The sequence below is a fragment of the Pontibacter lucknowensis genome (assembly GCF_900156415.1).
Taxonomy (GTDB): Bacteria; Bacteroidota; Bacteroidia; order Cytophagales; family Hymenobacteraceae; genus Pontibacter; species Pontibacter lucknowensis.
In genome coordinates this window covers 809,131-831,871 of sequence record NZ_FTNM01000001.1, presented here as the reverse complement: position 1 = coordinate 831,871, position 22,741 = coordinate 809,131, and the positions used below count along the sequence as shown (strand labels likewise).

Genomic DNA, 22,741 nt, shown 5'->3' with positions numbered 1-22,741 from the left:
AATCTGACTATGAAACCCAATCACAAAGGACAAGCCCAGATATTCCAGAATCCTGTGCTGGAAAGACTGACACGTACACACATTGCACTGCCTATTTCTATTTTTATCGTCATTGCCATCGGGCTGATTTACTATGGCATCACGTATAGCTTTATTAATGTGCTGGAGGCGATCGGCTTCTTTCTGCTGGGCTGGCTTATCTTCTCACTGATCGAATACTGCGCGCACCGCTTCGTGTTCCATATGGATACCGATACGCCGATGAAGGAGCGCATTCAGTATACCTTTCACGGCAATCACCACGAGTACCCGAAAGACAAAGAGCGCCTGGCTATGCCGCCGATTGTCAGCTTGTTCATCGCCTCGTTCTTTTTCTTTGTGTTCAAGCTGATCTTCGGGCAGTTTGTATTCGGTGTAGTGGCCGGGCTGCTGTTTGGTTATGCGCTATACCTGTTCGTGCATTATGCCGTGCACGCATACGCACCGCCTAAGAACTTCCTGAAGCAGCTTTGGATTCACCATAGTATTCACCACTACAAAGACCCGAACGTGGCTTACGGTGTATCTTCTCCGCTCTGGGACTACATACTGGGAACGATGCCGAAACGCACTAATTCAAAATAGAGCAGTCCATCGAAATCAAAAAGGGAGCCGATTGGCTCCCTTTTCTTTTGTTAGGTATTGCGTTTATCGTCTGAATCTGCTGAACAGCCAGCCTACCAGGGCCACAATCAGAACGATGATGATGAGCGCGGTCCACATACCGGCTTTGAAGATGTCTCCTATCAATTCGCAACTACTCATGGTAACTGCCATCAGGACGAAAAGGACGGGGAGGTATAGTCTTATATTTTTCATAGTCTTATTTTGTTTAGGTTATAGCGCAGCGCCTAACACTCTTATAGAGAGTGCGGTTGCGGTAATATGACGAAATTGTCATATATATCAGATACTTGCTTTTTAAGTAAAAGGTTGGCTTATAAGGGGGGAGGTGCTGTGGAAGCTGCTGACTGCTTCTTAACCTAAGGCCCCCTGTATGAGTAAACACATGAAAGTGTTTTCATGTTTATAAAGAGTCAATTCCTTAATGCTAGATTTCTATAATTTCATTAAGCGGTTTGCGGCAGGGGTCTTAATGGTTCTTATCGCTTACCTTTTAATAAGCCAAGGTTACTTTTTTCTGCTGGTCTTTTCAGGCATTCTGCTTGCCGTGCTCTTCAGTGGTATGGCAGAGTGGATTGTCCAAAAAACGGGAATGAAGCGGTGGGTGGCACTACTGCTGTCCGTGCTGCTTTTCTTCGGTCTGATCATAGGGGCCTTTTGGTTGTTGGCACCCACTATAGCAGAGCAGGTAGGCGAGATGCGGGAAACCTTGCCTAAGTCCATTGAGCAACTGAGAAACTGGCTGGGTGAGCGAGGCTGGGGAGAGCGGGTCGCGGAGAAGCTACCTGAAAACTTTGAAGGTGCTCTCTCGAAACAAGAGAATCTTTTCTCGCAGGTTACCGGCGCTTTTTATACGACACTCGGGTTCCTGGCCGATCTTGTAATAGTCGTCATCACAGCCTTGTTCCTGGCCGCCAGTCCGACCCTCTACACACATGGGCTGGTGAAGCTGTTCCCTGTCCATAAGCGGACACGAATACTGGAGGTGCTGGATAAGTGCTACAGTACCCTACGGGGATGGCTGGTGGCTATGCTGCTGGCTATGTCTATGATTGGTATCAGTACCGCCATTGGCTATAGTCTGATCGGGTTACCCCTGGCATTCGCTTTGGCCTTCATCGCTTTTCTTTTCGCGTTTGTGCCCAACATTGGCCCATGGCTGGCAGGGGTGCCTGCTGTGCTCGTCGGTCTGATGGAAGGAGGGCAGATGGCGCTGTATGTGATTCTGATCTATGGCGGCATTCAGATGGTGGAGAGTTATGTGCTGACTCCCATCATTTTCAAGAAGACAGTAGACCTGCCACCGGCCCTGCTGCTGTTCTTTCAGGTGTTGCTTGGTTTGCTGCTAGGGGCGCTAGGACTGCTATTGGCTGCCCCGATATTAGCCGTGCTGATGGTGATCGTGCAGGAGTTGTATGTAAAAGACGTGCTAGAAGCTGAAGTTAAAGAGAAATAAAAAAAGCCACTTAACGATTTTATTCGTAAGTGGCTTTTTTTAAGCTCCCCCTCCTGGGCTCGAACCAGGGACCCCCTGATTAACAGTCAGGTGCTCTAACCAACTGAGCTAAGGAGGAATCTTATTTATGTTCAGTGACGGTCTCTACCGTCGAATGATGGTGCAATATTACGGCGCCTAAGCTTACTACGCAAGTGCTGGGCTAAAAAATATTTCGAGTAAGTTGTAAATGGTTGTGAATCAATCCGAAAAATTTAATTAAAAATGGAGAGCAGAGAGCCATTCAGTACGGTGCGGTATTGTCGGAGGCCATACACAGCAGGACCTGCATTCACACCTCCCTGAAAATTGAACTGGGATCCGCAGCAAGTGTCCACAATAAACAGGTTGGACTGGTCTGCCTCCACCTGGCCGCAAGGTGCAGTCGCAGTAGGGTCATAGGGGCAGGCTCGTTCAAAAGCCAGGTATAGGTTCGCATGCTGCCGGATCACAATGATGCCCTTGTAACCGGAGTTCAGGTATACATAGCCCCCATCCTGGCGCAGGCGCGTATACAGCTGGCTGTTTACATTGATCTGCTCGCTTACAGGTACATTGGGTATACCTGGGCCTGGGTTATCGCTGCCACAGGAAGTAAGCAGCAGCAACGCCAGCAGGCAAAGGAGCTTACTGATAGTCGTAGAAGCCTTTGCCAGACTTGCGGCCATGGTGGCCGGCGTCCACTTTCTGCTGCTGTATGCGGCTCGGTCTGAATTTCGGATCATAATGGAAAGCCTCAAACATGGAGGAGGTAACAGAGTAATTGGTGTCTACGCCGATCAGGTCCATCAGTTCAAAGGGGCCCATCTTAAAGCCGCTGGCCTGCATGAGCCGATCTATACCTTTAGCATCAGTCACACCTTCTTCGAGCAGCTTGAGCCCCTCTACATAAAAGTGGCGAGCCACCCGGTTCACAATAAAACCAGGAGCGTCTTTAGCCATTACAGGCTTCTTCTCCAGCTTCAGGGCCAATTGACGGATAGTATCAGCTACTTCCAGAGAAGTGGCCGCTCCTGAGATCACTTCCACCAGCTTCATGATATGGGCCGGGTTGAAGAAGTGCATGCCCACTACCCGCTCCGGGTGCGGTATACCTGCCGCGATGCGGGTAATAGGTATAGACGAGGTATTGGAGGCAAAGATCGTATCAGGCGTATTCACGGCATCCAGATCTTTGAAAATGCTCTGCTTCACCTCCAGGCGCTCTACCACAGCCTCAATGATAACGTCGCAGCTCAGCTGCAGCGTATCACCGGTGTAAGATAAGTTCTCCAGGGCCGCCTGTTTGTCAGCTTCCGTCAGCTTGCCGCGCTCTATCCCTTTATCGAGGTTTTTAACGGTGATAGCTTCGGCTTTCCTGAGCACCTGCGCATTGATGTCGAACAGAATGGTTTTGTACCCTGCCTGCGCACAGATCTGCGCAATACCCTGCCCCATGGTACCGGCACCTACTATACCTATCGTTTTGATGTTCTCAAATTTCATAGCCTTGGTTGTCTGTTAAAAAGAATGAGTGAATGTTCTGCCATATTTTAAAACAAAACATTCACTCATTTGCTCAATCACTCATTCAGAATTAAATAACCCCCTTGAACTGCCGCAGGAAGCGTACGTCGTTTTCGGTGAACAGGCGCAGGTCACGGATCTGGTAGCGGAGCATGGTGATGCGCTCGATGCCCATACCGAAGGCAAAACCTGAGTATACCTCCGGATCGATGCCGCAGTTGCTAAGCACGTTCGGGTCTACCATGCCGGCACCGCCGATCTCTACCCAACCTGATTGCTTACAGATGTTACAGCCCTCGCCTTTGCAGATCAGGCAGGAGATATCAATCTCTGCGCTCGGCTCCGTGAACGGGAAGAACGAGGGGCGGAAACGGATCTTGGTGTCCTGTCCGAACATCTCCTTGGCGAAGTAATACAAAGTCTCTTTCAGGTCTTTGAAGCTCACGCCTTTGTTTACGTACAGGCCCTCCACTTGCTGGAATACCATGTGCGCACGGGCTGAAATGGCCTCGTTGCGGTATACGCGACCCGGCATGATGCTGCGCAGCGGTGGCTGGTTGTTCTCCATCAGGCGCACCTGCACGTTGGAGGTATGGGTACGCAACAGCTTGTCACGATCTTCGCTCAAGAAGAAAGTGTCCTGCATTTCGCGGGCAGGGTGGTTCTCCGGGAAGTTCAGCGCCGTAAAGTTGTGCCAGTCGTCCTCGATCTCCGGTCCGTCAGCCACATTGAAGCCAATGCGCTCGAAAATGCGCACGATCTCGGCACGTACCAGCGAAAGCGGATGGCGGGTGCCCAAAGTGTTAGGTATAGGAGGTAGCGTAAAGTCAAAAGCGTTTTCAGCCTCAGAACCAGTGTTCGCGTTGGCCAGCTGTTCCTGTGCTTCGTCAAAACGGGTTTGGGCGCGGTTCTTGAGCTGGTTTAGCTCCTGACCTACCTGGCGGCGCTGCTCGGGCGCCACTGATTTGAGGTCGTCAAAAAGGGCGGCTATAGCGCCTTTGCGGCCAATGTAAGCGATTCTGAATTGCTCCAACTCGGCTGCGCTTGTCAGTTGCGCGGCCTCTATCTCTTGTGCTACTCTCTGTATATTCTCAACCATAGTATGCAAAGATAATAATTTGCGAAATGTGAAAGGCAAAATAAGGCGCTTTGCTATACCTTGCCATTCGGTGAATAAAACCTAACTTGGTTTACCGACGCCAACCGGCCGTTTACCGACTTCTGTCCGGGGGTAACCTAATAGCCATTGAATTGAGCAAGGGCATCTTATACCTTTGGTACAGATCTTAAAACTAAACGAAATAAAACCATGAAAAATCAAGAATATAATAGAGGTGGTTCCGGCAAAATGGCCGGCGTTTTTCTCCTGATGGTAGGGGTGCTGTTGCTAACAGCCAAGATGGGCGTCTTCTTTTTGCCAAGCTGGGTGTTTTCCTGGCCTATGTTCCTGATCGCGCTGGGCCTGTTTCTGGGCTTTAAGCATTCCTTCCAGAAACCAAGCTGGCTGGTGCTGATTGTGATCGGTGGCGTGTTTCTGCTTGACAGGCACTTCTTTCTCGATATTAACCTGAAGCTGTACTTCTGGCCCATCCTGATCATCGGTCTGGGGCTGTGGCTGATCATGAAACCAAAGAAGCGCAACCCTTGGGAAAACCAGGTGGGCCCTGGCCCCAACCCCAGACCAGAAGACACTCCCGGATACTATACCGACCCTGTGAACGGCGCCTATCCTGGTGGCTACACCGACTACACCGGCAACGAAGCTTATACCTCCAGCGGATATGACGGTAACCAGGGTTATACGGCAGGAGGGCCTGAAGATCAACTGGACAGTGTGGCGATACTCGGAGGCATAAAAAAAAACATCGTCTCTAAGAACTTCAAGGGCGGCGAAGTGGTGAGCGTGTTCGGAGGCACGGAGCTGAACCTGATGCAGGCCGACATACAACACCCGATCGTGCTGGAGGCAACCCAGATCTTTGGGGGAACCACCCTCATCGTGCCCCCACACTGGCAAATCAAGTCCGACGAAATGGTGGCCATCCTGGGCGGCATCGACGACAAGCGACCTGCCATGCCACAGGGCTATGACCCCAATAAGGTGCTCATCCTGAAAGGCACCACCCTCTTTGGCGGACTCAACATCAAGAGTTACTAATGGAGGGGGTTGCATCGCAGGTACGGCTGATGCTGCTCTATCTGGGCTGGGCCTTGCTTTGGTCGGTGGTGCTGGTATTGGTGCTTTGGCAAACCGGCTTTGCCCTGAACCTGATACTGACAGATGCCCTGCTGATGAACGTGCTACTGGCTGTGGGTGGATTTGCTGTAGGTACAGGCCTGCGATTCTATCAGCCGAGCATCCGTCAGGGAGCATTTCTGCTGGGCTGGAGTCTGGGTTTGGCAGGTATATGCACCTTGCTGTTTGACTTTATAATGGGTCAGATGCAGCCAGAAGCCACCGCATACCTGGCTTTTGTCGATAAAACCTTGCCGATGCGCATCGCATTTGGCTGGCTGATGCTCTTGCTTATGCTACTCCTGACCTGGCTGTGGTTCTATACCCGTCAACTGCAGGAGGCTGAGAAGCGCAAAGCCGCCACCGAGAAGCTGGCCCGCGAAGCCGAGCTCTATAACCTGCGCCAGCAGTTGCAGCCGCATTTTTTGTTCAATAGCCTCAACTCCATCAGTGCCCTGGTAGTGAGTCGGCCGGAGCAAGCCCGCACCATGGTGCAGCAGCTGTCAGACTTCTTGCGCGGCACCTTGCGCAAGGACAACAGCCAGCTGGTGCCCCTGGCAGAGGAGCTAAAGCAATTGCAGCTATACCTGGACATTGAAAAAGTGCGCTTCGGGCATCGACTACAGGTAGCGGTAGAGGCCACCGATGAAAGTCAAAGCATGAAGCTGCCCGCCCTGCTGCTGCAGCCCGTCGTGGAAAACGCCATCAAGTTCGGACTCTACGACACGGTGGGGGAGACGACTATCAAGGTAAAGGCTACTACCGCGGACGGCTACCTGACCATCACCACCCAGAACCCCTATGACCCAGCCACAAGCCAGCCCCGCAAAGGCACCGGCTTCGGACTCGACTCCATTCAGCGCAGGCTATACCTGCTCTACGCCCGGCAGGACTTGCTGCGCACCTCTCAACAAGACCATCAGTTTACAACCACCATCAAGATACCCCAACACTATGAAAAAATGCCTGATAATAGATGATGAACCGTTGGCCCGCAGCATGGTGGCCGAGTACCTGCAAGCCTACCCTGAGCTGGAGGTGGTGCAGGAGTGCGGGGACGGCTTCGAGGGTGTGAAAGCCATCATGCAGCATCAGCCCGATCTGATCTTTCTTGACATCCAGATGCCTAAGATCAACGGCTTTGAGATGCTGGAGCTGGTGGAGCAAGCCCCCGGTGTCATCTTTACCACCGCCTTTGACGAGTACGCCATCAAGGCCTTTGAGACTAATGCCGTAGACTACCTGCTCAAGCCCTTCAGCAAAGAACGCTTCGATGCCGCCATACGCAAATGGCTGCAGAGCCAGGCAGCAGCACAGGCTATACCCGCCTCAAGTGCGCTGGAGGAGGCTACTGGCAAGCAACCTGAAGAACAGCATCGCATTGTAGTAAGAGCCGGCAACAACATCCGCATCATACCAGTGGCCGATGTGCTATACCTGGAGGCCTACGACGATTATGTGAAAATCCATACCCGCGACGGCGTTTTCCTTAAGAAAAAGACGATGGGCTATTACGAAAAAGCGCTTGATCCGAAGCAGTTTGTGCGGGTGCATCGCTCCTATATCATGGCTCTGTCGCAGCTCACCCGCATCGAGCCCTTCGAGAAGGACAGCCACGTGGCACTGCTGCGCAACGGTGAGCGTATTCCCCTGAGCAAGAGTGGCTATGCCCGACTGCGGACAGTACTAGGTATATAGTCGCCTTTGTACATGCCAGTATTTGGATTTATCTGATCAGGAATGTGCTTCTGGCTGTTTGAAGTCAAAATAGCAGCGTCTGAATCAGCATTTGCCCTATTCGTCTAAATAGTTTTTCTCAAACCGAAAAAGCTCTCACATTTGTCTCGCTCAAAGCTGTTTTGAGCTTGCCCGGAAAGTCTGAACACTTACTAAATAATTCTGTTAAACACTTGTGGAAACTTTTGGGATAAAAAACGTTTCCGTAGTTTTGCCTCGGAATTATGAAAATGGAAACGACAGTACAGCTATCGGTTAAAGATAAGATTGCAACAGAGGCATTTAAGCTTTTCTGTCGCCGCGGCATCAAGGGGTCCTCTATGGATGACATTGCGCAGCACCTCTCTATGTCCAAAAAAACCATTTACAAGTGGTTCAGCAACAAAGACGAGATTGTGTACTGGGCTATCAACTCATACCTGAGTTCGGTGGATGCGGACTGTGAGCGATGCAGGCAGGAGGCGCCCAATGCCATCGAAGAACTTTTTTCGATCATGAAGACCACCCGTCAAGTCTTCGCCAGCATTCACCCCGGCATCTTCTTCGACCTGCAGAAGTACCACGCCAACGCCTGGCAAAAGTGGCAGGAGTATAAGAACCATGACTTCCTTCACCGGATTAAAGATAACCTCAGGCGCGGCATTTCTGAAGGCTTGTTCCGTCAGGACCTGGACGTGGAGGTAATCGCCCGCCTGCGACTCGCCCAGATCGAGGTGCCTTTTGACGAAACCCTTTTCCCCCGCTTCCAATTTGAGCTGCTGCATGTGCAAACGGCCAGCCTCGAGTACTTCATGCTCGGTATCGCCACGCTCAAGGGGCACAAGATGATCAATGACTACAAGCAAATCACAGAAGAAGAATAACTGACTACAACTCTCCGATTATGAAAAAAAACATTAGCCTGTTACTGGCACTATTCGTCTTGCTAAGCCCGGTCAAGGTGCTGGCGCAGGCATCGCCGCAGGCTTTCAGTCTGCAACAGAGTATCGATTATGCCCTGCAGAACCGCGCGAGCCTGAAAATGGCCCGCAACCAGCAGGACATCGACAAAGCCAAAGTAGGAGAGATCCGGGCCATGGGGCTACCGCAGATCAATGCCGCCGCTGACTTGGGCAAAAACGTGATACAGCAAAAGAGCTTCCTGCCGGCAGAGTTTTTTCAGGATCCGGATAACCCTAATTCGCCGGAGCCAGGCACCTTCGTGCCAGTGGTGTTCACGCCCCAGTATACTGGCAATGCTACCGTCACGGCCAGCCAGTTGCTCTTCGATGGCTCATACCTGATCGGTTTGAAAGCCGCCAAGACTTATACCGAACTGTCGCGCAAAACCACGGAGCAGAACGAGATTGATGTAGTGGAACAGGTGACCAAGGCCTATTACAGTGTGCTGGTGAGCCGGGAGCGCATGGAGCTTCTCAACCAGAACCTCTACCGCCTGGACACGCTCCTGAAGCAGACGCAAGTGATGTTTGAGCAGGGCGTAGCTGAAAAGCTGGACGTGGACCGCCTTCGTGTGACCTACAACAACCTGAACGTAGAAAAACAGAAGACGGAGCGCTTGCTTACTTTAGGAGAGGACCTGCTCAAGTTCCAGATGGGAATGCCCCAGAAAGAGCAGCTGATTTTGACAGACAGTCTGAGCGAAGTGCAGGTTGATATGGCCAAGACCAATCGAAACGGTTTCAATTATAGCAATCGCATCGAGTACTCTGTCCTGGAGACGCAGCGGGACCTCGCCATGCTAAACCTGCGCAACATTCGTTCTGGCTATCTGCCCAAGCTATACCTGAACGGCCGCTACGGTTACGTGGCCGCCAACAATGACTTCAGCGAGATCACCCGCAGCCGTAACTGGTTCGATTTCGCCTACGTGGGCCTGGGCCTGCAGGTGCCGATCTTCGACGGCCTGCGCAAGCACTACCAGGTACAGCAGTCCCGTCTGACGCTTGAGAACGCCAAACTAGGGTTTGAGAGTCTGGAGCAAGGTATAGACCTGGAGCTGGAACAAGCCTCTACCGACCTGACCAATTCATTGGACGTGCTGGCATCGCAGCGCGAGAACCTGGAACTGGCTGAGGAGATTGCCCGCGTGGCCAAGATCAAGTTTCAGGAGGGCGTTGGCTCTAACTTAGAGGTAGTCACCGCCGAAACAGACTTGCGCCAGGCACAGACCAATTACTACGCCGCCATGTACGATGCCCTGATCGCTAAAGTGAACCTGGACAAAGCCACTGGCACCCTGCTTATAAAATAAAACACTTGAAAAAAGACTAACACACGACTTATCATGAAAAAGATATTTGGAGTTTCATCGCTTGCCCTGTTCCTTAGCCTGGCCGCCTGTAACCAGGGCAGCGACAAAGAAGCGCAACTGGCAGAACTGAAGAAACAGCAAACGGAGCTGCAGGAGCAGATCGCACAGCTGGAAGCAGAGCTAAAGACAGAAGGCAAGGGCGGACCAGTTGAGAGAAAGACTGTGCCGGTAACCGTAGCGCAGGTGCAGCAGGACACGTTCCGTCACTACCTGGAGGTGCAGGGCCGTGTAGACTTCGATCAGAACGTGCTGGTTAGTGCCAAAGTACCGGGCGTGCTGACAAGCGTTCGGGTGAAGCGCGGTGACAAGGTGACGAAGGGGCAGACCATGGCCACCATCGATGCGCAGGTGCTCGAGCAGAACATAGCCGAGGTGCGTACCCGTCTGGAACTGGCCAACGTGGCCTACGAACGCCAGAAAAACCTTTGGGACCAGAAGATTGGCACTGAGATGCAGTTTCTGACTGCCAAAAATAACAAAGAGGCCCTGGAGCGCAGTCTGGCTACGCTGCAGCAGCAGCGTGACCAATATAACGTGAAAGCTCCGGTGAGCGGTGTGGTAGACAACGTGATTCCGAATGCCGGGGAGGCCGTGTCGCCGGGGGTGGGCATCATCCGGGTGGTCAACACCAATGGCTCTAAGATTGTGGCAGAGGTATCTGAGGCTTACCTGACCAAGATCAGCAAAGGCGACGAAGCTTTGATACGCTTCCCGGACCTGAACCAGGAGATCAGCGCCACGGTGGATGTGGTGAGCAGCTTCATCAACCCGAGCAGCCGCACCTTCATGATCGAGCTCCGGCCGAAGAAAGTGGACGTAGAGCTGCGTCCGAACCTGGTGGCCGTGGTGCGCATACAGGACTACCGCAAAGAAGACGCCATCATTATACCTGTCAACCTGGTACAGCGCGACGAGAAATCACAGTACGTGTACGTAGCCCAGAAACAAGGCGAGCGCTATGTGGCCACCCGCAAAGAGGTGGAGACGGGCGTGAACTACCAGGGGCAGGTAGAAGTGCTGAATGGACTGACAGCGCAAGACTACATCATTACAGCAGGATACCAGAGTGTGAACGAAGGGCAGCCGGTTGTTTTCAACCAGGAGCGTCTTGCGCAGCAATAATCTTTTAAGCAGCAAACTATGAAATATTTCAAGCCGACCAATTGGTCCATTGATAATAGGACGAGTATCTACATCATTACCCTCATCATCTCGGTGTGGGGTATCTTCTCGTACATCACGCTCCAGAAAGAGAATTTCCCTGACATCGTGATTCCGACCGTGTTTGTGGGCACGGTATACCCGGGCACGTCGCCGGCCGATATCGAGAACCTGGTTACCCGCCCCATCGAAAAGCAGCTGAAGGCTATTTCGGGAGTGAAGAAGGTGACGTCCAATTCTATTCAGGACTTCTCGATGATCACGGTGGAATTCAACACCGACGTGGATGTGGTGGAGGCAAAGCAGCTGGTAAAGGATGCTGTAGATAAGTCCCGCACTGACCTGCCGACCGACCTCGACCAGGACCCGAATGTGCAGGAGGTGAACTTTTCTGAGTTCCCGATCATGTACCTCAATGTATCAGGCAACTACAGCCTCGACCGCCTGAAAAAGTATGCTGAGGATATACAGGACCGCATCGAAGCGCAGCCCGAGATCACCCGCGTGGACATGGTGGGTGCTCTTGACAAGGAGGTGCAGGTAAACGTGGACCTCTACAAAATGCAGGTGGCACAGGTAACCTTCGCTGACATTGCCCGGGCCATTTCTTCTGAAAACGTTACCGTGTCGGGTGGCAATATATCGGTAGGCGAGATGAAGCGCTCTGTGCGTGTGGTGGGCCAGTACACCGACCCGAATAAGATTGGGGATATCGTGGTAAAGTCACTGTCCGGCGCAAATATCCAGCTGAAAGAAATCGCGGAGGTAAAAGAAGGGTTTGAAGAGCAGGAGAGTTTTGCGCGTCTGGACAATGCGCCCGTAATTACGCTCAACGTAATCAAGCGAAGCGGCGAGAACCTTATACAGGCATCTGACAACATCCACGAAATGGTGGAGGAGATGCAGGCTACCGTGCTCCCGGCTGACCTGAAGGTGACCATCACAGGTGATCAGTCTACGATGACGCGCCACACCCTGAACGACCTGATCAACACGATCATCATCGGCTTCGTGCTGGTGACCCTGATCCTGATGTTCTTCATGGGCACGACCAACGCCATTTTCGTCGGTCTGTCGGTGCCAATCTCCATGTTCATCGCCTTTATGCTGATGCCGGTGCTGGGCTTCTCGCTCAACATGATCGTGCTCTTCTCGTTCCTGCTGGCACTGGGTATTGTGGTGGACGATGCCATTGTGGTGATTGAGAACACGCACCGCATTTTGCATCAGTCCAATCTGGGTATTATCAAGTCAGCGAAACTGGCGGCCGGTGAGGTTTTTGTGCCCGTGCTGGCGGGTACACTGACTACGGTGGCGCCCTTCCTGCCACTGGCTTTCTGGCCGGGCATTGTAGGTAAGTTCATGTTCTACCTGCCGATCACGCTTATCGTCACACTGATGGCGTCATTGCTGGTAGCCTTTATCATCAACCCGGTGTTTGCGGCTTCTTTCATGAAGAGGGAGCACGAGCAGGAGGCTGATATCGCACCGCGTGCACGTCGCAACTTCTGGTTACTGATAGGTGGTGCCACACTGGTGGCCATCGTGGGGTACATGGCCGGCTGGTATGGCACGGCCAACCTGATCATGCTGGTGGTGGTATTGGTGCTGCTTAACCGCTTCGTCTTCCGTCGCATGATCCACGGTTTCCAAAACACAACGCTGCCACGCTTCATGCGCGGCTACGAGCGCCTGCTGCGCTGGATGCTGATGGGCAGACGGCCAGTGTGGATGTTCCTGAGCATGTTTGTACTACTTATTTTCTCTTTTTTTCTGACGGCAGTAAGAGCACCTAAAGTAGTATTCTTCCCGGATTCAGATCCGAACTTTGTCTATACCTATATTAGCATGCCGGTCGGTACGGATCAGCTTGTGACTGACTCGGTTACACGTGAGGTGGAGAAGCGCATCTATCGGGTGATTGGTGCCGAAAACAGCGACGTTGAATCGGTTATTTCCAATGTGGCCATCGGTGCCGGCGACCAGAACGACCGCAGCGTGACCGCACAATCTCACTTAGGAAAGGTTACCGTAGCCTTTGTTGAGTATCAATACCGAACCGGCGAGCGCAGTACGCAAGAGTATATGAACGAAATACGCGAAGCGGTGCGTGGTATACCGGGTACCAACATCACGGTCGACAAAGAGCAGAACGGCCCGCCGGTAGGTAAGCCGATCAGCATCGAGATAGCCGGAGAGGACTTTGAAGGCCTGGTGGCGCTGTCAAAGCAAGTGCAGGCTTACATTGATCAGCAGCAGATTGGTGGTATAGAAGAACTCCGCAGCGACCTGGAAGACAGTAAACCGGAGATCATCATCAACATCGACCGGGAGCGTGCCAACCGCGAAGGCATCAGCACCGGGCAGATCGGTATGGAACTGCGCACGGCCATTTTCGGCGACGAGGCCTCTAAGTTCAAGCTGGACGAAGAAGAGTACCCGATACAAGTACGCTATGCAGAGCCTTATCGCGAGAACATTGATGCCTTGCTGGACATGCGCATCACTTACCGCGACATGAACAGCGGGCAGGTACGCCAGATCCCGCTTTCGTCGCTGGCGAGCATTGAGTACGGTACTTCATACGGAGGTATCAAGCGCAAAAACCTCAAACGCGTGGTAACGCTGGAGTCGAACGTGCTGGACGGGTACAATGCCAACGAGGTGGTGCAGAGCATCGGAAGTTCGCTGCAGAATTTCGAAACGCCGGAAGGATTTGAGATCAGCATGGGCGGACAACAGGAGGAGCAGGAGGAAACAGCCAACTTCCTGATGATTGCCCTGGTGGCGGCCTTCCTGATCATCTTCCTGGTGCTGGTGACACAGTTCAACTCCGTCTCGAAGCCGTTCATCATCCTGTCTGAAGTGCTCTTTAGCATCATCGGCGTGTTGCTGGGCTTCTCCATCTTTGGGATGGACGTGTCAGTGGTGATGACCGGTGTAGGCATCGTGGCTCTGGCGGGTATTGTGGTGAAAAACGGTATCCTGATCGTGGAGTTCACCGACATGCTGATAGAAGAGGGGCGCGACCTGAAAGAAGCAATCGTGGAAGCAGGCAAGACCCGTCTGAACCCGGTGCTCCTGACCGCGACTGCGACTATACTAGGCTTGATACCCTTGGCGTTAGGTATAAACCTGAACTTCTATACCCTGTTCACGGAGTTCAAAGCGAACTTCTTTATGGGGGGCGATAGTGCCGCCTTCTGGGGACCGCTGGCCTGGACGATCATCTTTGGCCTGGGATTTGCGACTATCATCACACTCCTGATCGTGCCGGTGATGTACTTGCTCAATGAAAGACTGAGAGCAAAGGTAAAAGGAGAGAGAAAGCCGGCAGGAGGCGTGAAAATTATACCTCAGGACGAAACAGAGGTACCTGTAAATGGAAAAGTAGTAAGAGAATACACCCTATAAATATATGATTGCAACAACAGACAAGACTATTGAGCGAGAGGTAATCCGCATCATTAGCAAAACCAAGGAGATTAGACCTGCCCGTTTGCAGGTAAATGCCCGTCTGGAAAAAGATTTCGGCTTTGATACGGTGGATGTAGTGGATATCATCCTGGAGTTGGAAAAAAATTTCCAGATCACCATTCCGGATGAAGTTCCGATCAACACGGTGGGCGACTTTGTGGACTTTGTAGCATCACATGCGATGCAGAAAGCCAGCTGATCGAATTTATAAATAGTATAAACAGAAGCGGCCGGGGTGCAAACCCCGGCCGCTTTTTATTTGGTAAAACTACAGCCCTGAAGGTGGAATCAGGTTCCTGTGTGGCCGTCGTTGTGCGTATGTTTTCAGAAAATAATGCGTGTAGTAAGCGTTCTGTCGATAGGCAATAATTGGTTAATAGATAGAGATGCGGTAAGCTTTCAGTTTCTGGTCGAGTGCCTTGGAGTTAGGACATATCTTGTCGAGCAATGCCCAGAAACCCGGACCATGATTTTTCTCGATGGTATGCGCCAGCTCGTGCAGGATCACGTAATCGCAAAGTGAGTCAGGCAGACGCATCAGGTGCAGGTTGAGGTTGATGTTGTTGGTATGTGAGCAGCTTCCCCAGCGTGACTTGGCGTTTTTGATAAACACATTCTGGTAATCGAAGCCAAACTTGTCGGCAAAGAACCTGACACGCTCTGGCAGATACGCTTTAGCCTCTTTGCGGTAGGCCTCCTCGATCGACTTGCGGATAAACTTCTGCACTTCGTTGTCGCGCACGTCCTTATAAGCCGGGTAGAACACGTTGATGTAACCGTTCTCGATCACGCAGCGCATGGTATACTGGGCATGCGTGAGCAGGCGCAGGGTATGGCAGCGGGTCTTGAAATCAGTGTTGCCATCGTACATGGTCACGCGGGCCTCCTGCTGCTTCATGCGGGCCTGGTGCTCCTTTATCCAATCGCTCTTGGTATAAATAAGCTGCTCGGCTTTTTCGAAGCTGATGTGCGGAGGAACGGCTACACGCACCCCTTTGATAGGGCGCACGCTGATGCTAAGACGCTTGGCTTTGTCGCTGCGTTCGATCAGAACCTTCCCAATGCCGTCGATGTGAAGATTAACAGAAGTAAGTCGTAGAAATGATGAAGACACCTTGGCTAAAAGTTAAAAATACACAATCATCAGTCCAAATATAGAAAATTAATTCCTGAAGAAACTAATAGATAAGCGGCTTTTTTCTAAATTTTTTCAGATTTCTGTATTTGAATAGTACTATATTGTGTAGCCGTTATGTATTTTTTTAAGCTGTGTTATGCAGTTACTTAACCTGCTGCTGCACCCTTGCAGGAGGCACCAGGGGCATAAAAAAAGCCGCCTTGAAAGGCAGCTTTTCATGTGTTTTTTCTGTGACGCAGGCTAACGGATGTTGCCGCCCTCCGGAATGTCATCGTGTGGGTTTTTGGCTACGCGGCTGCTGTCGGTGGTAGAGGCACGCACAATGGGCTCGTGATGGCCTGGTTCCTCGGAGCCGTGCCCCTGCGAAGTGTGGGCTGGACTGTTGTGCTGCACCTCTGTTGAGTCAGCAGCCTGGTCGCTGTACTTTGGCGTGCCGAAAGAGCTGTCAGCATGGTGCGGCTCCATGGTATGCACCGACTGCTGCCGGGCCTGGCGATCCTCGTCCCACTCCTTGAATTTGTCGAGCTCTGACTTGATGCTAGTCATAAACCAGGCTAATAGGGTAGCATCGTCCAAAAGACCGATCACAGGTATAAAGTCGGGTATCAGGTCGATTGGCATCAGGAAGTACAGAATAACGGCCACACCACCTACCAATGTTGTATTTGGGATGCCTTTGTACTCCCCGTTCACCGCCGATCTGATCATGTGCGAGAGAACCTGGAAGCTTTCCCATACCTCGCCCGCAATCGTTCCCAAGCTTTTCTTGGCCGTGGCTTTCTTGAAGGCGTCGTTCAAAAGTCTGATAACCTGCGAAGGATGCTCCAGATACTTCTCTGCCTTTTTGAGTATGTTCTTGAAGAGCTGGCTCTGGGAAATGGTTTTCCCGTCCGGGCTCTGCTGTTGCTGATTCTGAGTGTTCTGATCTGTCATAAGGTATGTGTGATTTTGTATAGCACCTGCTTCGGCTGTTTGTCAAATCGGGCGCAAGTTGCTCAACTCCGAACAACCTTCCTATACCCTGCTACAAGTAATTTTGTTATACACCGCAAATGAAAAAACGGGCGCTGGTATAGCTGCCCGTCCTCAAAATCTATGATACAAGGTATAGCTCTAGTCAACCCGGCCGGCAGCGTAGTAGTAGTTGCGGTAATAAGGCTCCTTGAGGGAACTGATCATAACGCCACCGCTTGTGGCGGAGTGCACAAACTTGTTGTCTTTGAGGTAGATGCCCACATGAAAGATCGGCTGCCTGGGACTGCGACGGAAAAAGACAAGATCACCGGTGCGCACACTGTCTTTGCGGATACGGGTCACGTCGTCGAACATGGAGCGGGAGCTACGGCTAAGGTCGATGCCGTACACGTCGCTGTAGATACGGGTTACAAAGCCGGAGCAGTCGGTTCCTCGTTTTGAGTTGCTGCCATAGCTATAAGGGGTGCCGATCCATTTGCTTACGGTCTCGAGCAGGTCTTTATCTTCGCTGTAGTCGAGCTTGAGACCGAGTTTGCGGGAGTAGCGGTGGTAGAAGGCCGAATCCACGGGTTCGCTCAGGTGGGACGGCACCTGTAGTTGTAGTGCCCTCGCGATGTCCTCTCCTGTCTGGATCGGGTATAGCATGAGGCTGGCCGTTTCTGTTTCAGCCGGTGTCGACTCAGGCTTTTTTACTTCGTAGAAGAAAGAAAGAGCGATCGATACCAGGGCCAGTACGCTCAGTATGATTGTTTTTGTCATAGGGTTTAGCATGTTTAGCTCTGCCGTAGCAGCAAACTTTGTCACCTTATGGTTGTAGAGTGGTATAGGTCTTGTATTGCATTTTATACCCTGCAACCTGTTCGTCAAACCTAAAATGGCGAACCAGGGAGCAAAAGTAAGTACAATTTTCTAGACTGGCAATATGGTAAATAGCTGATGTTCACTGGAGAAAGGCATACTATTCACTTTTTATTCAGAGCTGTTTACCCGTATAATAGCCTGGGCACGTAACCTAAATGACCTGTTGTGTCAGGTATAAGCTTACAAAAATGAAGTACAAAATTGTTGAGAATTCCCCTTTTGCCCGCATCGCCCGCCTGGTGCTCAAGAGCAGTAATGTGGCCATGGTGCTGGGCCGAACGATCCACCTGAGCGGCGTAAAGCGGGATTCTTTTCTGCGTGACAAAGGCTGGGTGGCGCACGAACTCTGCCATATCCGGCAGTTTCAGGAGCATGGCTATCTGCGGTTCCTGTGGCTATACCTGCGCGAGTCAATGCGGGTGGGCTATTACAACAACAAGTATGAAGTGGAGGCCCGCATTGCCGGCCTGAAAGGGGAAATTGATCTGCCTGTGGCTCAAAAAGCAGACAGCTCGATCAAACCGACCGAGCTGCCATTGCCTGTTGATATCAGAAAGGAAAGCTGAAACTATGCCTGGCGCCACTTAATGGTGCAGCCGATCGCTTTGGTGTTCGGCTGGCTCACGGCTTTGCCGGCAACCAGTTCGTCAAGAGCGGCTTCCGCGTACTTCTTCTGCACCTTGTTTGGCTCGCGAGAGTTGTCATCTATGGTGCCAATGTAGGCTACCTTGAAAGTGCCGTCTTTCTGCTTCTGTACCACATATAAGTGTGGCGTGCGGGTCGCTCCGTAGGCTTTGGTAATTTCCTGCGTTTCGTCATACACGTATGGGAACGGGAAGCTCTTCTCTTTTGCGCGCACCTGCATGTGCTTGTAAGAGTCCTTCGGCGATAACTGTACATCGTTCGGGTTGATGGCAATCACCGGATAGCCTTTTGGCGCATACTTGTTGTGCAAGTCAATGATGCGATCTTCGTACGCCACAGAGTAAGGGCAGGTGTTGCAGGTGAACGTCACAATGAAGCCCTTGGCGTCTTTGTAGTCGCTCATCGAAACCATTTTGCCGTCCACGTTCTTCAGTTTGAAGTCGCGGGCCGTATCGCCTACCTGGTAGCCGGAGTTGTTGGAGGCAGGTATAGCTGCCATCAGCACGCCCACCAACAGCAGGCATGCCATGTAAAGAAGCGGGATTCGGTTATTCTTCATAGTGATAGATTATGGTTTATACTTGTTGATCAGTTCCTGTAGCTCCTGCTCCGAGATTTCACGCTCTATAAACTCGTACTGTCCACGCTTGTTGTTGAAGAACATGGTGGCAGGTATGGCGCCCGACCACTTCGGCTCAATGCGGTCGATCCAGGTGTTGCCGTCTGGCTCGTCAAGCAGGTATAGCCGCGACTGCAGCTTGCGCTTCTGCACAAAAGGCATCACCCGCTTCTCTTTGTCCTGCACGGCATCCATGCTTACCAGGATCACACGCACCGGCTGGTCTTTGTACTTGGCGTGGGCAGCTTCGAAATAAGGCATCTCTTTGATGCAGGGCTTGCACCACGTGGCCCAGAAGTTCACCACATACAGGGTGTCGTGCGGCGACTGGCGCAACTCCTGCAACTGGTCAAACTTAATGGTCGTGACTTCCTGTGCCAGTGCTGCCGTACTTGTCAGCAGGCCAAAGGCCATTGCCAGCATAAATTGCTTCAGATGTTTCATCATGGAATGATAACGAAATACACAGCAGGGCTATTGCTGCATGCTGCCTTCTAACAATTTGCCCTCTAAATCGTTTTGAATAAACTATACGAATGTTAAACTAAAAAAACGAACTTAGAATGGCTAATAAACTGGAAGGAAAAAAGATAGCAATAGTAGTAACCGACGGATTTGAGCAGGTGGAGTTCACCGAACCCAAAAAAGCGCTGGAAGAAGCCGGTGCCCAGACCCACATCATCGCCCTGAAAGACGGTGAAGTGAAAGGCTGGGACCACACGGACTGGGGCGATAAATTCAAAGTGGACAAGACCATCGATAATGTGAACGCTGACGATTATAACGGGCTGCTGCTGCCCGGCGGTGTGATGAGTCCCGATAAGCTGCGGGCCAACGACAAGGTGGTAAACTTTGTGAGTAAGTTCATGGAAAGCGGCAAGCCGGTAGCTGCCATCTGCCACGGCCCGTGGACCCTGATCGAAACCGGCAAGTTGCAGGGCAAGAAAATGACCAGCTACCATACGCTAAAGACTGACCTGAAGAACGCAGGAGCTGAGTGGGTGGATCAGGAAGTGGTAGTGGACAATGGCCTGGTCACCAGCCGCAACCCGGACGATATACCTGCCTTCAATAAAAAGATCATTGAGGAGTTTGCAGAGGGTCGCCACGAGCCGCGTTAAGCAAGCACCGGGGGATAACAAAAAACCGCTGCGCCATACCTGTTTGGGTATAGCGCAGCGGCTTTTTTTAGATTTATAACTTTAGTTTTGGATAAGAGACAGTAACAGCTCAGCCCGGCCTTCCAGCAGTACAGCCAGCGTGATATCGAGCACCAGTAAAAACAGCCCCTGCAGAGTGATAGACTGCCCATAGCCCAGGTACTGCTCTGCTTTTGGCGAACTCAGCGATCGTTCTTTCAGGTAAGCTGCCAGCATCAGAAACGCAAAGTCCAGGCCAATGCTCAGGTATAGCAGCTTGAGCGTCCAGTAGTGGAAAGCAACCGTTTCAGATAGTGATCGGACACTAGAGTCAACTGAGAGTATAAAATAGAGTGATCCGCCTGCAATGATCATGTTGACGATGTTCCAGTAAATGTTCATCTGGAAAAAGTAACGCTTGTTGCGCGAAGACTTGGTTAGTTTGATACTGCTGATCAGTATGTTGATAAGTGCCCAGACACCCAGTGCCAACATGCCGAATTTCAGCGTCTCTGCCTGTTTCAAGTTAAATGCCGCTATGGCGCTGCCCTGGGCGTTGGCCGTGAGACAGAGTAGCAAAAGAGGCAACAGGCAAAGGTATTTTCTCATAATATGTTCACAAATGGTTTGTGTAGGAACGTATTACGGGTGAGTTTAGCATAGCTGAGCGGTAATAAATGTCGGAACAGTACAATTGCTGTAACGCAACTATGGGTGTAAGTGTTTGTTAGCTAGTTTATTGCCTGCGAGCCACTATGTCAAGTCCAATATTGACGGATGGGTAAATAGTCCTGTTCCCGAGCGACTGGTCTGAGCCGTAGGTAAGTTTCCAGTGGGTGCGGTCAATGTTGAAATTAGCTTTGGCGCGCAGCACAGAGTCTTCCAACTCAATAAGGGCAGGAAAGCTGATGCTCTTGGTGATGCCTGTAATAGTAAGGTTCCCTGTCACTTTGTGATTCGGGTTTTTGATGCGCAGCTGTTTTGTGTTGTCGGGAAGGGCAAGGGCGTCCTGGCGCTCCGTGCTGTCATAAGGTACGATAGAGGTGATCACAAAGGAGGCAATGGGATGCTGTTGCACGTCAAAAAAGTCCTCGGAGCGCAGGTGCTTTGTCAGTTTTTTGTTTCCTGCCTCGTCAATTGACTTGTCATCCGAGCGCACATTGGTCATATCGAAGACTGCCTTGCCGCCATGGGGCTTGCCATCGTGCAGTGTGATCGTGCCTTCTCTGATTGGGATGAGGCCATTGTGGCGTCCTGTCACTTTAGCGCCTATCCAGGTAACGGTGCTTTTGGCTGTGTCCAGCTCAAATATCTGGTCGGGCATGCCGGGGCTGAGAGCCCGAACGGCAGCGCCCACTTCTGCTTCATCGGTTTTTACGGTAGTGTCGCAGGCCATGCCAGCAAATGCCAGGAAGGCCCAAAGTAGGGTATAGAGCGGTTGTAGTCTGTGCGTGTTCATAAGTGTAAGCGCTGTGCCTCCTGGCACAGGGGTGGTTTTCTGCATTATAAAATACGACATACAAAGACAAAGGGCTGAAAACAGCAGGCTGTATACCTGTGCTTAAAAACAAACAGGGACCTGCTGCCAGGTCCCTGTGTCGAGGAGATCAGAGGTGAGTAATCCCTTAAAAGCCAAAGCCCAGGTATACCTGGAACACGCCGTGCTTTATATCCTGATTTATCTTCTGCCCCTGGTTGTTTTCTTTGCGCAGGTCCTCCAGCCCCAGGTTATAGCGGGCTCCCAGTCTGAAAATGCTCAGTCGGGCCTCGGCGCCGGCTGCTACGCCATAGGCAAAGGTATTCAGCGGCTCTATGCTTACTTCCGTGTCCTCTTCCTTGGCAGACATCAGGATGCCTACCTGCGGACCAAAATGTATGCTCACATTTTCAGTGATATTGAATACCGCCAGAATGGGTACCTCCAGGTAATCGAAGCGGAAGGTGGAGTCGTTTCGCTCAATGCCCTTTCGGGAGTACAGCGCCTCAGGCTGTATAGAAAAGGTGTTGCCAAGCGAAAACTGGGTATAGACACCGGCATGGAAAGTTGTAAGGCCGCTGAAGTTGCCCAGCACGTCTTTGTCGCTGCCGCGGAGGGTGGCGAAATTCACACCGCCTTTTATACCAAAGCCGGAGTTGGTTCCGGTACCGCTGAACAGGTTGTGATTCTGCTGTCCTGCCGATGGTCCGTAATCGGTCTGAGCATAGGCACCTACTGAAAACAGGAAAGCAAGTAGGAGTAGTATAGATTTTTTCATCGTTTTGTCTGGTTGGTTTCTATTAAAGTTTACGATAGCCTATGCTAAAGTGTGACTTTTATATGTGAATTGCTATATATCGTTACATAAGTTACAAAGGTTGCATTGTCCTTGCGCACAGATTATTAGGTATAGCTTTTGCACTGATAATATTTAGTCGGGAGCACTCTCTTTTTGGACTGCTCCGTGTGAAGCCGTGCCTGTAGCGTCTGTCAGACAGGTGTTCGAGGTGATGAAATTTACCTGAAATTAACAGGGAGTTAACAGTAAATGGTGGATAATTCACCGTAATCAACATAGTTATCCACATTTATCCACATCCTGAATGCGCATTTGTGGGCAATTATATAGGGTTTCATGAATTTATGCACCTGTGTGCATAGGGTGTTTTACATAATGTTGTGAGAGGATAATTGCACTGAAAATCAGGTGTAAACGACTTGTGCAGGTGCTGTAAAAGTAGCTCTGTAACGGGTTCTGGTCGGCAGACAAAAGGGTGCATTGGGGAAAGAAAATGAAG

24 protein-coding genes and 1 tRNA gene are annotated in these 22,741 nt (G+C 51.4%); 12 read left to right on the top strand and 13 right to left on the bottom strand.

Annotation, left to right across the window (positions count from 1 at the left end; all coding sequences use genetic code 11):
* Positions 1–9: 9 nt before the first annotated feature.
* On the top strand, positions 10–624 hold the full coding sequence (locus BW972_RS03730; protein ID WP_007652304.1) for a sterol desaturase family protein: 615 nt from the start codon (positions 10–12) through the stop codon (positions 622–624).
* A 63-nt stretch (positions 625–687) separates the two neighbouring features.
* Here the strand turns inward: BW972_RS03730 and BW972_RS19945 are convergent, their stop codons facing one another.
* Positions 688–858, bottom strand: coding sequence for a hypothetical protein (locus BW972_RS19945; protein WP_007652305.1), 171 nt, complete (start codon positions 856–858; stop codon positions 688–690).
* Positions 859–1,087: 229 nt separating this feature from the next.
* Here BW972_RS19945 and BW972_RS03725 point away from each other — a divergent pair, with 229 nt between their 5' ends.
* On the top strand, positions 1,088–2,119 hold the full coding sequence (locus BW972_RS03725; protein WP_076421119.1) for an AI-2E family transporter: 1,032 nt from the start codon (positions 1,088–1,090) through the stop codon (positions 2,117–2,119).
* A 44-nt stretch (positions 2,120–2,163) separates the two neighbouring features.
* Here BW972_RS03725 and BW972_RS03720 read toward each other — a convergent pair.
* The 4 genes from BW972_RS03720 to pheS form a co-directional block, all read right to left on the bottom strand.
* A tRNA-Asn gene (locus tag BW972_RS03720) sits at positions 2,164–2,237 on the bottom strand.
* 136 nt (positions 2,238–2,373) lie between these two features.
* Positions 2,374–2,826, bottom strand: a complete 453-nt coding sequence (locus tag BW972_RS03715) for a Rieske (2Fe-2S) protein (protein ID WP_234986286.1) — start codon at positions 2,824–2,826, stop codon at positions 2,374–2,376.
* Positions 2,786–3,643, bottom strand: a complete 858-nt coding sequence (locus tag BW972_RS03710) for a 3-hydroxyacyl-CoA dehydrogenase NAD-binding domain-containing protein (RefSeq protein WP_076421117.1) — start codon at positions 3,641–3,643, stop codon at positions 2,786–2,788. The genes BW972_RS03715 and BW972_RS03710 overlap by 41 nt, the downstream gene beginning before the upstream one ends.
* Before the next feature lie 91 nt (positions 3,644–3,734).
* Positions 3,735–4,763, bottom strand: a complete 1,029-nt coding sequence (pheS, locus tag BW972_RS03705) for a phenylalanine--tRNA ligase subunit alpha (RefSeq protein WP_007652308.1) — start codon at positions 4,761–4,763, stop codon at positions 3,735–3,737.
* A 210-nt stretch (positions 4,764–4,973) separates the two neighbouring features.
* On the opposite strand from pheS, the gene BW972_RS03700 reads away from it, so the two are divergent.
* From BW972_RS03700 to BW972_RS03665, 8 genes are all read left to right on the top strand, one after another.
* Positions 4,974–5,822: a LiaF transmembrane domain-containing protein gene (locus BW972_RS03700; RefSeq protein ID WP_076421115.1), complete on the top strand. Its 849-nt coding sequence runs from the start codon at positions 4,974–4,976 to the stop codon at positions 5,820–5,822.
* On the top strand, positions 5,822–6,880 hold the full coding sequence (locus BW972_RS03695) for a sensor histidine kinase (protein ID WP_007652309.1): 1,059 nt from the start codon (positions 5,822–5,824) through the stop codon (positions 6,878–6,880). Before BW972_RS03700 ends, BW972_RS03695 begins: the two co-directional genes overlap by 1 nt.
* On the top strand, positions 6,855–7,598 hold the full coding sequence (locus BW972_RS03690) for a LytR/AlgR family response regulator transcription factor (RefSeq protein WP_076421113.1): 744 nt from the start codon (positions 6,855–6,857) through the stop codon (positions 7,596–7,598). Before BW972_RS03695 ends, BW972_RS03690 begins: the two co-directional genes overlap by 26 nt.
* Positions 7,599–7,867: 269 nt before the next feature.
* Positions 7,868–8,500, top strand: a complete 633-nt coding sequence (locus BW972_RS03685; RefSeq protein ID WP_143731833.1) for a TetR/AcrR family transcriptional regulator — start codon at positions 7,868–7,870, stop codon at positions 8,498–8,500.
* 20 nt (positions 8,501–8,520) lie between these two features.
* Positions 8,521–9,891, top strand: coding sequence for a TolC family protein (locus tag BW972_RS03680; protein ID WP_007652312.1), 1,371 nt, complete (start codon positions 8,521–8,523; stop codon positions 9,889–9,891).
* 33 nt (positions 9,892–9,924) lie between these two features.
* On the top strand, positions 9,925–11,073 hold the full coding sequence (locus tag BW972_RS03675) for an efflux RND transporter periplasmic adaptor subunit (RefSeq protein ID WP_076421111.1): 1,149 nt from the start codon (positions 9,925–9,927) through the stop codon (positions 11,071–11,073).
* 18 nt (positions 11,074–11,091) lie between these two features.
* Positions 11,092–14,526, top strand: a complete 3,435-nt coding sequence (locus tag BW972_RS03670) for an efflux RND transporter permease subunit (RefSeq protein WP_076421109.1) — start codon at positions 11,092–11,094, stop codon at positions 14,524–14,526.
* A 4-nt stretch (positions 14,527–14,530) separates the two neighbouring features.
* On the top strand, positions 14,531–14,788 hold the full coding sequence (locus BW972_RS03665; RefSeq protein ID WP_076421107.1) for an acyl carrier protein: 258 nt from the start codon (positions 14,531–14,533) through the stop codon (positions 14,786–14,788).
* A gap of 174 nt (positions 14,789–14,962) precedes the next feature.
* Here the strand turns inward: BW972_RS03665 and BW972_RS03660 are convergent, their stop codons facing one another.
* The 3 genes from BW972_RS03660 to BW972_RS03650 all read right to left on the bottom strand — a co-directional run bounded on the left by BW972_RS03660 (position 14,963) and on the right by BW972_RS03650 (position 17,461).
* Complete coding sequence (locus tag BW972_RS03660) at positions 14,963–15,703, bottom strand: M48 family metallopeptidase (RefSeq protein ID WP_007652316.1); 741 nt, start codon at positions 15,701–15,703, stop codon at positions 14,963–14,965.
* A gap of 264 nt (positions 15,704–15,967) precedes the next feature.
* On the bottom strand, positions 15,968–16,660 hold the full coding sequence (locus BW972_RS03655; protein WP_076421105.1) for a YkvA family protein: 693 nt from the start codon (positions 16,658–16,660) through the stop codon (positions 15,968–15,970).
* 180 nt (positions 16,661–16,840) lie between these two features.
* Positions 16,841–17,461, bottom strand: coding sequence for a C40 family peptidase (locus BW972_RS03650; protein ID WP_076421476.1), 621 nt, complete (start codon positions 17,459–17,461; stop codon positions 16,841–16,843).
* 290 nt (positions 17,462–17,751) lie between these two features.
* Between BW972_RS03650 and BW972_RS03645 the strand changes: the two genes are divergently transcribed.
* Positions 17,752–18,129: a hypothetical protein gene (locus BW972_RS03645; protein WP_007652319.1), complete on the top strand. Its 378-nt coding sequence runs from the start codon at positions 17,752–17,754 to the stop codon at positions 18,127–18,129.
* Positions 18,130–18,131: 2 nt separating this feature from the next.
* On the opposite strand, the gene BW972_RS03640 is transcribed toward BW972_RS03645, so the two are convergent.
* Positions 18,132–18,767, bottom strand: a complete 636-nt coding sequence (locus BW972_RS03640) for a thioredoxin family protein (RefSeq protein WP_076421103.1) — start codon at positions 18,765–18,767, stop codon at positions 18,132–18,134.
* 9 nt (positions 18,768–18,776) lie between these two features.
* Positions 18,777–19,274, bottom strand: coding sequence for a TlpA disulfide reductase family protein (locus BW972_RS03635; protein ID WP_234986285.1), 498 nt, complete (start codon positions 19,272–19,274; stop codon positions 18,777–18,779).
* Between the two features lie 116 nt (positions 19,275–19,390).
* Between BW972_RS03635 and BW972_RS03630 the strand changes: the two genes are divergently transcribed.
* Positions 19,391–19,948: a type 1 glutamine amidotransferase domain-containing protein gene (locus BW972_RS03630; RefSeq protein ID WP_076421101.1), complete on the top strand. Its 558-nt coding sequence runs from the start codon at positions 19,391–19,393 to the stop codon at positions 19,946–19,948.
* Positions 19,949–20,029: 81 nt separating this feature from the next.
* On the opposite strand, the gene BW972_RS03625 is transcribed toward BW972_RS03630, so the two are convergent.
* The 3 genes from BW972_RS03625 to BW972_RS03615 form a co-directional block, all read right to left on the bottom strand.
* Positions 20,030–20,575 carry a DUF6992 family protein gene (locus BW972_RS03625; RefSeq protein ID WP_234986284.1) on the bottom strand — a complete coding sequence of 182 codons (546 nt, stop codon included), beginning with the start codon at positions 20,573–20,575 and terminating at the stop codon, positions 20,030–20,032.
* Positions 20,576–20,702: 127 nt separating this feature from the next.
* Positions 20,703–21,425, bottom strand: coding sequence for a YceI family protein (locus BW972_RS03620; protein ID WP_159439841.1), 723 nt, complete (start codon positions 21,423–21,425; stop codon positions 20,703–20,705).
* Positions 21,426–21,591: 166 nt separating this feature from the next.
* Entirely contained in the window at positions 21,592–22,221 is a 630-nt protein-coding gene (locus BW972_RS03615) for a porin family protein (RefSeq protein ID WP_076421097.1), read from the bottom strand.
* Positions 22,222–22,741 lie beyond the last annotated feature (520 nt).